Genomic DNA, 12,815 nt, shown 5'->3' on the forward strand with positions numbered 1-12,815 from the left:
CCCGGGGGAGGGGGTGCCGGGCTCGGGGAGATGGTGCGAGGACTCAGCGGGGTTCGGCCATGAGGGTGAGGGTGCGCACGGTGCGGGAGTCGTCGTAGTCGGCGTGGATCACCCCGTCCGCGAGGTCGAACACTTCCCACAGCGTGCCGGGACGGGTGCGCTGCGAGACCTCGCCGAGCGCCTCCCATTCCGGCAGCCGCACCTCTTCACGAGCGGTCTCCCCGGCCGCGACGGGCTCGCCGAACGCCCGGCGCATGTCCGCCGGGCCCGGGCGGCGGTGCCAATCGGCGACGAGCCACGAGGGGACCGCGATGCCGTTGAAGCCGCCGCTGCGGTCGTAGACGAGGCGGATGCCGATCGCGGACAGGGTGCTGTCGGAGAACACGAAGTCCACCCCGGAATTGATGAACTCCCAGCTCAGCTCACCCGCACAGGAGCGGGTGACGGGATTCTCCTCCATGACGAGCATCGCCTCGAGCACGGAGACCTCGTCGCTGCCGCACCCGAGGGCCGCGCTCAGCGCCGCGATGCTGCCTGCCGGGACCATGGACCCATTGTCCCACCGCGGGCGTACGGATCGTGGGATCTCGCGGGGTACGGATCGCGCGGCGGGGACTCGGGCTCCTCCGGTAGGGGAGTCGCGCGGCAGAGTCACGATTCCGTGACGATGGCCCGCACCAGTGCGATTCCCGGTGGGAGCTGCGGATCGGCATGTCTACACTGTCGGCAGCTGTCCCACTTCCCACTCCTTAGGACGCACCCATGCCTGCACCCCTGCCTGCTGTCCGTCAGAGCGCTGCTGCTCGGACCTCCGCTGCTCAGTCCTCCCGCAGTGCTCCCCGTCGCCGGGTGGGCCGCGGTCTCAGCGCCGCCGTCCTCGGGATCGGCCTCCTCGCCGGCGCCGCAGTGCCGGCCGGTGCCGTCCCGGGCCTGTCCGCCGGCGCGATCGACCGGACACCCGTCGCCGGCCCCACCGCGACCCCGGGCAAGGGGCTCGAGGCCGGGGACACCGCTTTCGTCGACGTCACCGTCGCCACCCTGTGGACGAAGCCCTCCTCACCGCGCCGCATCGATGCACCGGCGCTCGCGAACCCCGTGCGGACCGGGGAATGGAGCACGAACCTGTCGACGACCGAGGTGCGGCGTGCGCTCACCGGGCGGACGCAGACCCAAGCGGTCTACGGCGACGAGGTGCGGATCCTCGAGATCTCCGACGACTGGGCGAAGGTCGCTGTCGCCCGCCAGCAGAGCCCGGGGGACGAGCACGGCTACCCCGGCTGGGTGCCGACCCGCCAGCTCGTGGAGAACCGCGACTTCGACCGGGCGCTCGACGCCCACGGCACCGCGATCGTCACCAGCAGCACCACCGAGGTCACCGCTCGGCCCACCGGCGGCGCGGTCGAGCACGTGCCGTTCAACGCCGAGCTGCCCGTGCTCGCCCGCGCCGGGGACCGGGTGCGGGTGGCGCTGCCCGACGGGGCGAAGGGCTGGGCGCCCACCCGCGACGTCGACCTCCACCCGGCCGGCAGCGGGCCGGAGGAGCCCAAGCCCTCCGAGCTCGTGTCCACCGCGAAGGACTTCCTCGGGGTGCGCTACCTGTGGGGCGGTACCTCCTCATCCGGGTTCGACTGCTCGGGCTTCACCTATGCGGTGCACCGCGCCCACGGCATCGAGATCCCGCGCGACTCCGGCCCCCAGTCGCGCGCGGGGAAGTCGGTGAAGGTGAAGGACCTCGCAGTCGGCGACCTGATCTTCTTCGCCGGCAACGGCGGCCGCGGGGCCGTCCACCACGTCGGCATCTACCTCGGGCACGGGAAGATGATCCACGCCCCCAACGCCTCGAAGAGCGTCGAGATCGTCGACTGGCGGGCCTGGGACCGAGGCAAGCAGTTCTCCGGGATCAAGCGGTACCTCTGACCCGAGCAGAGCACGTGGGCCCCTGGGCGATCGTCCTCAACCCGATCCACGCGAGCGGCCGCCGGCGGTGCGCGGAGCTCACCGCGCTCCTCGCCGACCGCGGCATCCCGTGGACCCTGCACCGCACCACCCCGGTGCACGAGGGGGAGGAGCAGGCCGCTGCCGCGGTCTGTGCGGGTGCTGCCCGGATCGTCGTCGTCGGCGGCGACGGCACGGTGCGCTCCGCAGTGCGCGGCATGATGGCCGCCGAGGGGGAGGGCGCGGACCTCCCGCCGCTCGCCCTCGTGCCGACAGGCACCGCGAATCTCTTCGCCCGGAACCTCGGCGTCACCCCGGGCCCGGCGAGCGTCTCGCGGCAGTTCGCCGCCGAGGTGCGACGCGCCGATGTCGGCATCGCCGTCATCCGTACCCGAACCGGCGCCGAGGTGCGCGAGGTGTTCCTCGCTGCGGCCGGCCTCGGCCGCGACGCCGCCACGATCATGGGGCTCACCGACCGGGCCAAACGGGTCCTCGGCTGGCCGGCCTACCTGGTCGCCGGACTCCGGCACCTCGGTGATGCCGGCACCCGGGTGCACGTGCGGTGGCACGACGGGGAGTTCCGCGGACCGGCGTGGAGCGTGCTCGCCGGGAACGTCGCCGGCCTGCCGGGGCTGATCCGCGTGTTCCCGCGCGCCGCTCCGGACGCCGGGGACCTCGAGCTGCTCGTGTGCACGCCGCGGAGCGTGCGGGACTGGGCGCGGATCGCCTGCTTCGGGCTGCTCGGACAGGACGAGGCGCCTGCTGTGCTCGCCTACCACCGGTGCGCCTGGGCGGAGATCGTCCCCGCGGCACCGGCACCGATCCACCTCGACGGCGAACCGTTCCCGAACGTCGCCCGGCTGCGCATCTCCGTGCTCCCGGGCGCCCTGTCCGTGGCAGTCTGAACGCTCCGACCCCGCACGCACCGGCGCGCCGGCACAGCCCCGCGAGTGCGCGCTGCGGACTGTGGTGGTTCCGTGCTGGAATGGTGGCATCGATGCCACCACTGTCCGCCGTTTCCACCACGGTCCGGGCAGGTGCCCCGCGCTCGAGGTGCGCGCCGGGTCAGCAGAGCGCGCACCGGGTCAGGAGCCTCGGCTCAGACCGCTGCCGCGGCGGCGCGGCCGGCGACCCGGCCGGAGAACAGGCAGCCGCCGAGGAACGTCCCCTCGAGCGAGTTGAACCCGTGCATGCCGCCGCCCCCGAACCCGGCCGCCTCGCCCGCGGCGTAGAGGCCGTCGATCGGCGTCCCGGTCGCATCGAGCACCCGCGCCCGGAGGTCGGTGTGGAGGCCGCCGAGGGTCTTGCGGGTGAGGATGTGGAGGCGCACTGCGATGAGCGGTCCGGCCGCCGGGTCGAGGATCCGGTGCACCGGGGCGACCCGGATGAGCCGGTCGCCGAGAAACCCGCGCGCCTGCCGGATCGCGGCGAGCTGGGCGTCCTTGCCGAAATCGTTCTCCACCTGGGCATCGCGCGCCTCGACGATGCGCCGGATCTCCACCGGGTCGAGCACGTGCCGGGCACCCGTGCCGGCCCCGGCCCCCGTGCCGGCCCCCGTCTCGGCCCCGGTGAGCGCGTTCATCCCCGCGACGAGCTCCTCGAGGGAATCCGCGACGACGAAGTCCTCCCCGTGGCGCTTGAACGCCTCCACCGGCGCGGTCGCCCCCGCGCGCACCCGCCCGAGCGTGGCCCGGATCGACTTCCCGGTCAGATCCGGGTTCTGCTCCGAGCCCGAGAGTGCGAACTCCTTCTCGATGATCCGCTGGTTGAGGACGAACCACGAGTGCTCCGCGTCGATCTCCCGCAGGTGCTTGAGCGTGGCCCGGGTGTCGGAGCCGGGGAACAGCGGGACGGGCAGCCGCCGCCCGCGGTCGTCGAGCCACAGGGACGAGGGGCCGGGTAGGATCCGGATCCCGTGGCCGGCCCACACTGGGTCCCAGTTGCGGATGCCCTCGGTGTAGTGCCACATCCGGGTGGGGTTGAGCAGGTGCGCGCCGGCGGCCTGGGCGATCGGGATCATCCGCCCGTCGACGTACTCCGGCACCCCGGAGATCATGGTGCGCGGGGGAGTGCCGAGGTCGGTCGGCCAGTTCTGCCGCACGAGCGCGTGGTTCGCGCCGATCCCGCCCGAGGCGGTGACCGTCGCGCCGGCCCGCAGCTCGAACTCCCCGGTGACCTCCCGGTTCGAGGCGACGCCGCGCGGGCTGTCATCGGGTGCGAGCAGCGAGCCGCGCACGCCGGTGACGGAGCCGGGCCCGGTGAGGAGTGCGTCGACCCGGTGGCGGAAGCGGACCTGCAGCCGGCCGGCGCTGATGAGCTCCTTGGTGCGGGCGAGGAACGGCGCGACGACGCCGGGGCCGGTGCCCCAGGTGATGTGGAATCGGGGCACGGAGTTCCCGTGGCCGTCGGCGGTGCCGTCCCCGCGCTCGGCCCAGCCGACGACGGGGAAGAACCGGTGGCCCATCGCGTGGAGCCACGCCCGCTTCTCCCCGTGCGCGAAGTCGAGGTACGCCTCCGCCCATCGGCGCGGCCACATATCGTGCTCCTCGAAGCCGGCCGAGCCCATCCAGTCGGCCCGGGCGAGCTCGAAGGAGTCGCGGATCCCCATCCGTCGCTGCTCGGGGGAGTCGATGAGGAACAGGCCGCCGAACGACCAGTACGCCTGCCCGCCGAGGTCCTGCTCACCCTCCTGGTCGAGGAGGACGACGCGTGCTCCCGCACGGGCCGCCTCGGTCGCGGCGACGAGCCCGGAGAGTCCGGTGCCGATGACGAGGACGTCGGTGTCCATGGTGCCTCCCGGGGCAGCGCGGTCGGTGGGGTCCCAGCGTACCGGCCGCGCCCGCCTCACATCATGAGGAGCAGGCTGGCCGCCATCACCGCCATGCCCGCGATGAGCCCGTACACCGCGTGGTGATGGTGTCCGGAGCGCTGCGCGGTGGGGAGCAGCTCGTCGAAGGAGATGAACACCATGATCCCGGCGACCGCGGCGAACACGAGGCCGAACAGGGTGGGGGTGATGAAGGGTGCGAGGAGCACGAACCCGATGAGCGCGCCGGCCGGCTCGGCGAGCCCGGCGAGCGTCGCGAGGGTCAGCGCCCGGCCCCGCGACCCGGTGGCGTGATGGACCGGGGCGGCGACCGCGATGCCCTCGGGCACGTTGTGGATGGCGATCGCGACGGCGATGGGGACCGCGATCTGCGGGTCCTGCAGGCCGGACACGAAGGTCGCGAAGCCCTCAGGGAAGTTGTGGACGGCGATCGCGACCGCGGTGAAGGTGCCCATCCGCAGCAGCGCGCGCTCCCGGGGCCGCTCCTCGTGGATGTCGCCGGGGACTTCGTGCGGGTTCACGGTGTCGGGCACGAGCCGGTCGATGATCGCGACGACGGCGATGCCGGCGAAGAAGGCGCCGGCCGCCATCCAGGACGCAGCCTCCGAGGAGTGCTCCTCGGCGAGCGAGTCCGCGGCCTTCGGCAGGATCTCGACGAGCGAGATGTAGATCATCACCCCGCCGGAGAATCCGAGCGCGGCGGCGAGGAAGCGCTTCGACCGACCGCCGCCGCCGAGGATCGCGATGAGACCGCCGAGGCTCGTCGCGAGGCCGGCGGCGAGCGTGAGCGCGAAGGCGAAGAGCACGTTCTCCACTCGATCCCTCCTCGATCCGTCCGCTCAGCGATCCTCAATTTCTAGCGATTCGGATCGCTCCTGCACAAGTCGTGATGTGCGCAGGTGAGCAAATGTGGACCGGCTCACACGCCGGGACGGGATGCGGGACAGCGGCGGCGCGGATCCGGCGCCCGGTGACGGGAGGATGAATTCTGCCCGACCGCGGCAGACCGCTGGGAGGGTGCGGTCGCGGACGCTCATAGGATGAGGTGACGCCGCCCGGCTCGGGCGGGGCGGGCCGAGCGAGGAAGGGATACGGGCGTGGACGACGACAGCTCACCGGACGACCACGGGAAGTTCTCCTTGAACGAGGACTGGACCGCGACGATCATCGGCCTCCTGCTCCTCGGCGCGTGCCTGCTCGGCCTCATCAGCGCGGACCTCATCCCGTGAGCCGCACCGACGCATCAGGGCCCGCACCCGCCACCACCTCCGCCGAGGCGCCCGCAGCGCCGGCATCCCCGCGTGCCCGCACCGGGTGGACGATCGCCGGTGCGGTCGTGGTGCTCGGCCTCGCCGCCCTCGTGCAGCTCCTCACCGACACCGTCCCCGAGTCGACCGCCGGGACGTGGTTCGGCGATGTAGCGCAGTCGATCGAGTACCCGATCTACGCGATCGCCCTCGGGTTCCTCGGCAACGCGGTGCTCTCGCTGTGCGGGGTGCGCGATCGGATGAACGCCGCGTTCCGGACGGAGCTGTTCATCAAGATCGGGCTCGTGCTGCTCGGCGCGACGATCAATTTCGCGATCTTCGTCAAGGCCTTCGGTCCGGCGGTCATGCAGGCGATCTGCCTCATCGCGATCGTCTTCGCCTTCACCTGGTGGTTCGCCGGGGTGCTCGGACTCGACGACCGCCTGCGCGCTCTGCTCGCCTCGGCCCTGTCCATCTGCGGGGTGAGCGCCGCGGTCGCGGCCGCCGGTGCGGTGCGGGCGAAGAAGGAGCAGCTCGCCTACACCGCGACGCTCGTCATCGTGTTCGCCGTGCCCTCGATCTTCCTGCTCCCGTGGCTCGCCTCCCTCATGGGGCTGCCACCGGCGGTGACCGGCGCGTGGATCGGCGGCAACATCGACACCACCGCGGCGGTCACCGCCGCCGGTGCGGTCGCCGGCGAGCAGCCGCTGCAGATCGCCTCGATCGTCAAGGTCACGCAGAACGCGCTGCTCGGCTTCGTCGCCGTCCTCCTCACCCTGTTCTTCGCGCTGCGCGTCGACCGGGTGGCTGCGGGTGACGGTGACGGTGCGGCTGCCGGTGACGGTGCGGGTTCCGCGAGTGCGTCCGGGCACAAGCCGCGCGCCTGGGCGATGGTGTGGGATCGCTTCCCCAAGTTCGTCCTCGGCTTCCTCCTCGCCTCGATCGTCGCCACGGTGCTCGCCGCGACGGTCGACCCGGCGGTGCTCGAACCGCGCCTCGATGCGGCCAAGGATCTCCAGGTGTGGGCGCTCAGCCTCGCCTTCGTGTCGATCGGACTCGAATTCTCAGTGTCCTCGGTGCGCGAGGCCGGCTGGAAGCCGATCCTCGTGTTCGCCGCCGCCACCCTCGTCAACCTCGTCGCCGGCCTCGGCCTCGCGGTGCTGCTCTTCAGCTCGTTCCAGTTCTGAGGGCCGCCGGGTCGGTCGCCCCGCCGACTCGGTCGGCCGCGCGGCCCGGGAGTGCGAGGTTCCGCAGTCGTTCCAGTGCGCTTACCGGACGGTATCCGCACTGGAACGACCGCGGAGACCGGTGACCGCACTGGGGTGACCCGGGAATCGCGTCAGTGCACCGGCTGGGCCGCGGCGGCGGTGAGGAACAGCCGGTGGACCGCCGGGTCTGCGGTGAGCTCGGGGTGGAAGGCCGCCGCGATGACCGCCCCCTGCCGCACGAGCACCGGACATCCGGCATGCGCGGCGAGCACCTCGACCCCGGGGCCCACCCGGGTGACCTGCGGGGCCCGGATGAAGACCGCGTCGATCTCCCGATCCGGGGCGTCCGGCCCGTCGTCCGGGTCCGTCCCGGGGGCACTGCGGGTGCGGAGCGCGACCCGCGCGGTGAACGATTCGCGCTGCGCGCCGTAGGCGTTGCGGCGGGCCGTGATGTCGAGCACGGGGACGCGTGCGAAGCCCTCGAGCGCCGCACCGTCCTCGACCTCCCGGGCGAGCAGGATGAGGCCCGCGCAGGTGCCGAGGACCGGCAGGCCGGCACGCGCCGCGTCGGTGAGCGCCGGGAACAGCCCGGTCCCGGCGGCGAGGCGCACCATCGCGGTGCTCTCCCCACCGGGCAGCACGAGCCCGGTGAGCCCGGCGAGGTGTTCCGGCCTGGTGACCCGGCGGACCTCGGCGCCGAGCACGGTGAGCGTCCGCATGTGCTCGGTCACCGCGCCCTGGAGCGCGACGACGCCGATGACGGGAGCCGGGCTCACCACCCGCGCTCGGCCAGCCGGTGCGGGGCGGGCAGCTCCGCGACGGTGATCCCGACCATCGCCTCGCCGAGACCGCGGGAGACCCGGGCGATCGTGGCCGGGTCATCGTAGTGGGTGGTCGCCTCGACGATCGCCCGCGCCCGCTTCTCCGGGTCCCCGGACTTGAAGATCCCCGAGCCGACGAACACGCCGTCGGCCCCGAGCTGCATCATCATCGCCGCGTCCGCCGGGGTCGCGATACCGCCGGCGACGAACATCACCACCGGCAGCGCGCCCTCGCGCGCCACCCGGGAGACGAGCTCGTAGGGTGCCTGCAGCTCCTTCGCCGCGACGAAGAGCTCGTCCTCGCTGCGTGCGGCGAGCGTCCGGATCTCGCCGGTGATCGTGCGGATGTGGCGCATCGCCTCGGACACGTCCCCGGTTCCGGCCTCGCCCTTCGAACGGATCATCGAGGCGCCCTCGGTGATCCGGCGCAGCGCTTCGCCGAGGTTCGTCGCCCCGCACACGAACGGCACCTCGAAGCCGGACTTGTCGATGTGGTTGACGAAGTCCGCCGGCGAGAGCACCTCGGACTCGTCGATGTAGTCGACACCGAGCGTCTGGAGCACCTGGGCCTCGACGAAGTGGCCGATCCGTGCCTTCGCCATGACCGGGATCGACACCGCGTCGATGATTCCGGCGATGAGGTCGGGATCACTCATCCGGGCCACCCCGCCCTGCGCGCGGATATCGGCGGGCACCCGCTCGAGCGCCATCACCGCGACCGCGCCGGCCGCCTCGGCGATCCGGGCCTGCTCGGGAGTGACGACGTCCATGATCACCCCTCCCTTGAGCATCTGGGCGAGTCCGGTGTTGAGCAGGGGCTGGGCGACGGTCGTCATGGTTCTCCTCGGTGGGTGGGTGCGTACGCCGGGTGCGGGTGCGTGGATGGCGCGTCACTCGTCACGCTAGATCCGGATGTGGACCAGGAGAAGTGCCAGAATCATCTCACTCCATTGGGCCAGATGTGATGGACTGGGCCTGTGGCACGCAACGACCTCCGCATCGACCTCGACCGCTCCTTGGGCATCGCGCTGCCGGTGCAGATCATCCGCGGCATCCGCGCCGCCGTCGCCGCCGGCCGGCTCGCCCCCGGCGACCGGCTCCCCTCGGCGCGCGCCTGCGCCGAGGCGCTCGGTGTCTCCCGGGGCACCGTCGACACCGCCTACGCCCAGCTCGCCGCCGAGGGCTACGTCGTCCAGCGCCCGCGCAGCGGCACCGTCATCGACCCCGAGCTGCCCGCCGCCGCGCTCGCCGCTCCGAGCGCGCCGCGCAGCTCCCCGGTGCCCCGCGTCCCTGCCGTCCGGGTGGATCTGCGGCCGGGCCGCGGCGGGGAGTCGCCTTTGGGGGAGGCGGCGTTCCGCACGGCCTGGCGCCGGGCCCTCGACGTCAGGCCGGCCCCTCCCGACCCGCTCGGCGAGGAGCCGCTGCGCCGTGCGATCGCCGAGCACCTGCGGGTCATGCGCGGAATGGTCGTCGAGGCCGAGGACATCCTCGTCACCGCCGGCTCGCGGGACGGGGTGGCACTCGTGCTCTCGGCGATCGGTGCCGACAGGCTCGTGGTCGAGGACCCCGGATTCCCCGGCCTGCGCCGCGCGCTGCACGGAGTCGAGCTCGTCCCGGTGGCCGTCGACGCCGAAGGGCTGCCCCCGGAGGGGCTCGCCGGCGCGGTGCCCGCCGGCAGGACTCCCGGCCGCCCGCCCGAGGCCGCGCTCGTCACCCCGAACCACCAGTTCCCCTACGGCACCGCGATGCCCGCCGGCCGCCGCGCCGCGCTGTGCCGGTGGGCCGCCGATGCCGGGATGCTCCTCATCGAGGACGACTACGACAGCGAGGCGCGCTACCTGGGACCTGCGGTGCCGCCGCTGTTCGACTCCGCGCCCGGCGGCGGGGTCGTGCACATCGGGACCTTCTCCACGGTCCTCACCGCCGCGGTCGGCACGGGCTACATCGTGGCGCGCGGGCCGGAGGGCACGCGCATCCGTGCGGCCCGGGAGCGCCTCGGCCCGGCGGTGCCGCCCGTCATACAGCACGCGCTCGCGGAGTACCTGGCCGCCGGGGGACTGCGCCGGCGGATCGCTCGCGGGCGCCGACGCCTGCGGGCCGCGGAAACGGTCGTCGCCGAGTTCTCGCACCTGCCCGGACTCGTGCACCGCGGCCGCGGACTCGTCGTGGAGATGCCGGCCGAGGCCACCCGCGAAGCTCACCGTGCGCTCGCCGTCCGCGGGATCCGGGTGGGCGATCTCGCCGCCGGCTGGTCCGGCGAACCGCGCCGCCACGGACTCGTCATCGCCCATGCGAACGCCGCGCCCGTCCAGCTCCGGGAAGTCTTCGCGGTGATCGCCGGGTGCGGCTGAGCCGCGGGATGGGGTGGTGCGGTCTGCGACTGTGCGGTCTGCTGCAGTGCCGGCGGCGGAGGTGGTGGCGGGTGCGCCCTGGTGGCGTGTGCCATCATGGGCGCATGAATGATCCCCGCACCGGTGCCGGAGCACCCCAGGACCCCACGCCCGCCGATTCCTCCCGGGCTGCTGCGCCCACGCACTCCGTCGAGCTCACCCGGGTGGCGGAGAATCACTACCGGGCCGTCGGCGCGAACGGTGCTGCGGTGGAGTTCGGGCGCGGGGAAGGGCTCCTCACCCCGGTCGAGCTGCTGCTCGCGGCGATCGCGGGATGCTCGGCGATCGACGTCGACACCGTGACGACGCGGCGCACCGAACCGCAGCGATTCGGGGCGACCGCGAGCGGGCGGAAGATCGAGGAGGACGGCGCCTCCCGGCTCACCGACATCGGCATCGACTTCGATCTCGCCTTCCCCGACGACGAGGCCGGCCGGACGGCGGCCGGCATGGTCGAGCGCCTCGTGCGCCTGTCCCACGACAAGCACTGCACGGTGTCGCGCACCGTCGAGCACCCGACCGCGGTGCGGATCGCGTCCCGGGCCGAAGTCACCGACTGAGCCGGGTCGTCGACCGGGCGAGCGGTCACTCGCCGGGCCGAGGCCATCGCCCGGGCCGAGCGGTCAGTCGACCTGGAGCTCGCCCATCGCGTCCCAGCCCTCGCCCTCGATCTTGCGGGAGATGATCCGCGGAGTCGACTGCAGGTGCTGCGGGAACTCCTCGCGCATCGTCGCGAAGTGCGCGCTGCCCACGTGCGCGGCGGCCGCGTCGTCGTCGGCGAAGGCCTCGACGAGCACGTACTCGTGCGGGTCCTCGAGGCTGCGTGACCAGTCGAACCACATGTTCCCGGGCTCGGCGCGGGTGGCCTCGGTGAAGTCGCGCACGATCTCCGGCCACGCCTCGGCGGCCTCGGGCTTCACACGGAACTTGACGACGATGAAGTACATGATTCCTCCTGTGGTGCCCGGTCGATCGCGGTGCTGGTGCGGATCGTACCGGGTGTCGGGTCGGATGGGGCGGCGAGGTGGCGCGGGTCTAGTCGGGAGTCGTCTCCAGGGGATGGCCCTGGGCCACCCACTCCGTCATCGACCCGTCGTAGACGGCGATGTCGTGGCGGCCCAGACGGGCGGCGCTGAAGGCGACGAGGGTCGCGGCGATGCCGCCGCCGCAGTAGGCGATCGGCGCGGCCGCGGAGTCGAGGATCCCGGTCGGGGCGAGCACTGCGCGCGCCTGCTCGGCCGGGACGAGGCGATGGTCGCGGTCCTCGTCGTAGAGCTCGCGGAAGAACGAGTTCGTGCTGCCCGGGATGTGGCCGGGGCGGCCGTAGGGGCGGGTGCGCCCGGAGTAGGCGTCCGGGTCGAGCGCATTGACCACCGGGACTCCCGCGCCTGTCGCGGACTCGACGGCGGCGGCGTCGGCGAGCAGTTCCGGGCGGCGCCGCGCGGTGAAGGTGCGCGGCACCGGCTGCGCATCTCCGGTGTCCAGCGGATGACCGGCCGCCCGCCAGGCGGGCAGGCCGCCGTCGAGCAGCGCGACCCGATCGTGGCCCTCGAGCCGGAGGTTCCACCACAGGCGGGTCGCCCATTCGCTCTCCCCGTGGTCGTAGACGACCACGTCGACGTGCTCATCGATCCCCAGGCCGCCGGCGGCGCGGGCGAACGCAGAGCTCGACAGGGCGGTGAAGCGGACCGGTTCCGCGGTGGTGAAGGTGTCCACGAGGTCGGCGAACACCGCGCCGGGGATGTGTCCGGCCCGGAAGGCGTCCGCCCCGGATTCTGCGCGCACCCCGGTGTCGGTGCGGGTGAGGAAGGCCGTGACGTCGACGACGAGCACCTGCGGGTCGTCGAGGTGGTCGGCGAGCCAGTCGACGTCGACGAGCATGCCCGGCAGCGCGGACTCCGGCGGCAGCGGTGCGGCACCCATCAGCGGTCCAGGATGCGCTCGACCTCGGCCAGCGAGCGGTCGGCCTTCTTGAGCCGGCGGGACAGGATCGCGATCCGCACGGAGCCGGCGAGCCCGGCGACGAGGATCCCGGCGATCGCGGCGAGGAGCATCGCGACGCCGAGCGGCAGACTGAACTCCCAGCCGAAGTACTGGAACTGCGCGGTGACGTTGTTCTGGATGATGAAGATCAGCAGCAGGACGAGGATCACCGCGCCGAGGATGAGCGCGATCCACACCCCGGCGGACACACCGGCCGAGCGGCGCGGCTCGGTGGCCGGGCGGCGGTGCCGGGAGTCGTCGCGGCGCTCGTCGTGCTCCGGCGGGACGTCCCGGCGCGCGGGCGGGTGAGTGCCGGCGGGCGCCTCGGGCGCGGGGTCGTACGCGTCGAGGGGCCGGTCGCCGGCCGGGTCGGGGGAGCGGTACGGATCGGTCACTGCACTCAT

Annotated in this window: 14 protein-coding genes; 6 read left to right on the top strand and 8 right to left on the bottom strand. The window is 73.1% G+C overall.

What is annotated here, in order from left to right; all coding sequences use genetic code 11:
- Positions 1-43: 43 nt before the first annotated feature.
- Positions 44-547: a hypothetical protein gene (locus tag MTQ12_RS06365; protein ID WP_137319327.1), complete on the bottom strand. Its 504-nt coding sequence runs from the start codon at positions 545-547 to the stop codon at positions 44-46.
- A 215-nt stretch (positions 548-762) separates the two neighbouring features.
- Here MTQ12_RS06365 and MTQ12_RS06370 point away from each other — a divergent pair, with 215 nt between their 5' ends.
- On the top strand, positions 763-1,917 hold the full coding sequence (locus tag MTQ12_RS06370) for a C40 family peptidase (protein WP_247425216.1): 1,155 nt from the start codon (positions 763-765) through the stop codon (positions 1,915-1,917).
- 14 nt (positions 1,918-1,931) lie between these two features.
- The gene (locus MTQ12_RS06375; RefSeq protein WP_247425218.1) at positions 1,932-2,840 is read left to right on the top strand and encodes a diacylglycerol kinase family protein; all 909 of its coding nucleotides are present in this window, start codon (positions 1,932-1,934) and stop codon (positions 2,838-2,840) included.
- A 194-nt stretch (positions 2,841-3,034) separates the two neighbouring features.
- On the opposite strand, the gene MTQ12_RS06380 is transcribed toward MTQ12_RS06375, so the two are convergent.
- Both MTQ12_RS06380 and zupT read right to left on the bottom strand, forming a co-directional pair.
- Positions 3,035-4,723 (bottom strand): FAD-binding dehydrogenase, encoded by a 1,689-nt coding sequence (locus MTQ12_RS06380; RefSeq protein ID WP_247425220.1) that lies wholly within the window; start codon positions 4,721-4,723, stop codon positions 3,035-3,037.
- 56 nt (positions 4,724-4,779) lie between these two features.
- Positions 4,780-5,577 (bottom strand): zinc transporter ZupT, encoded by a 798-nt coding sequence (gene zupT, locus MTQ12_RS06385; RefSeq protein WP_247425221.1) that lies wholly within the window; start codon positions 5,575-5,577, stop codon positions 4,780-4,782.
- 282 nt (positions 5,578-5,859) lie between these two features.
- Here zupT and MTQ12_RS15165 point away from each other — a divergent pair, with 282 nt between their 5' ends.
- Positions 5,860-5,991 carry a hypothetical protein gene (locus MTQ12_RS15165; protein ID WP_265808517.1) on the top strand — a complete coding sequence of 44 codons (132 nt, stop codon included), beginning with the start codon at positions 5,860-5,862 and terminating at the stop codon, positions 5,989-5,991.
- Complete coding sequence (locus MTQ12_RS06390) at positions 5,988-7,196, top strand: putative sulfate exporter family transporter (protein WP_247425223.1); 1,209 nt, start codon at positions 5,988-5,990, stop codon at positions 7,194-7,196. Before MTQ12_RS15165 ends, MTQ12_RS06390 begins: the two co-directional genes overlap by 4 nt.
- A 152-nt stretch (positions 7,197-7,348) precedes the next feature.
- On the opposite strand, the gene pdxT is transcribed toward MTQ12_RS06390, so the two are convergent.
- Both pdxT and pdxS read right to left on the bottom strand, forming a co-directional pair.
- A complete protein-coding gene (gene pdxT, locus MTQ12_RS06395) occupies positions 7,349-7,993 on the bottom strand; it encodes a pyridoxal 5'-phosphate synthase glutaminase subunit PdxT (RefSeq protein ID WP_265808518.1) in 645 nt (214 codons plus the stop codon).
- Positions 7,990-8,874, bottom strand: coding sequence for a pyridoxal 5'-phosphate synthase lyase subunit PdxS (pdxS, locus tag MTQ12_RS06400; RefSeq protein WP_247425228.1), 885 nt, complete (start codon positions 8,872-8,874; stop codon positions 7,990-7,992). The genes pdxT and pdxS overlap by 4 nt, the downstream gene beginning before the upstream one ends.
- Before the next feature lie 141 nt (positions 8,875-9,015).
- Between pdxS and MTQ12_RS06405 the strand changes: the two genes are divergently transcribed.
- Together MTQ12_RS06405 and MTQ12_RS06410 are read left to right on the top strand one after the other, a co-directional pair.
- Positions 9,016-10,389 (top strand): PLP-dependent aminotransferase family protein, encoded by a 1,374-nt coding sequence (locus tag MTQ12_RS06405; RefSeq protein WP_247425230.1) that lies wholly within the window; start codon positions 9,016-9,018, stop codon positions 10,387-10,389.
- A gap of 104 nt (positions 10,390-10,493) precedes the next feature.
- Complete coding sequence (locus tag MTQ12_RS06410) at positions 10,494-10,988, top strand: OsmC family protein (protein ID WP_247425232.1); 495 nt, start codon at positions 10,494-10,496, stop codon at positions 10,986-10,988.
- Positions 10,989-11,051: 63 nt separating this feature from the next.
- On the opposite strand, the gene MTQ12_RS06415 is transcribed toward MTQ12_RS06410, so the two are convergent.
- The 3 genes from MTQ12_RS06415 to MTQ12_RS06425 all read right to left on the bottom strand — a co-directional run bounded on the left by MTQ12_RS06415 (position 11,052) and on the right by MTQ12_RS06425 (position 12,815).
- Positions 11,052-11,375: a putative quinol monooxygenase gene (locus MTQ12_RS06415; RefSeq protein WP_247425233.1), complete on the bottom strand. Its 324-nt coding sequence runs from the start codon at positions 11,373-11,375 to the stop codon at positions 11,052-11,054.
- Between the two features lie 88 nt (positions 11,376-11,463).
- Entirely contained in the window at positions 11,464-12,351 is an 888-nt protein-coding gene (locus MTQ12_RS06420; protein ID WP_247425234.1) for a rhodanese-like domain-containing protein, read from the bottom strand.
- On the bottom strand, positions 12,351-12,815 hold the full coding sequence (locus MTQ12_RS06425) for a LapA family protein (protein WP_137319339.1): 465 nt from the start codon (positions 12,813-12,815) through the stop codon (positions 12,351-12,353). Before MTQ12_RS06425 ends, MTQ12_RS06420 begins: the two co-directional genes overlap by 1 nt.

Origin of the sequence: Brevibacterium sp. R8603A2, from assembly GCF_023072605.1 — a bacterium.
GTDB lineage: Bacteria > Actinomycetota > Actinomycetes > Actinomycetales > Brevibacteriaceae > Brevibacterium > Brevibacterium pityocampae.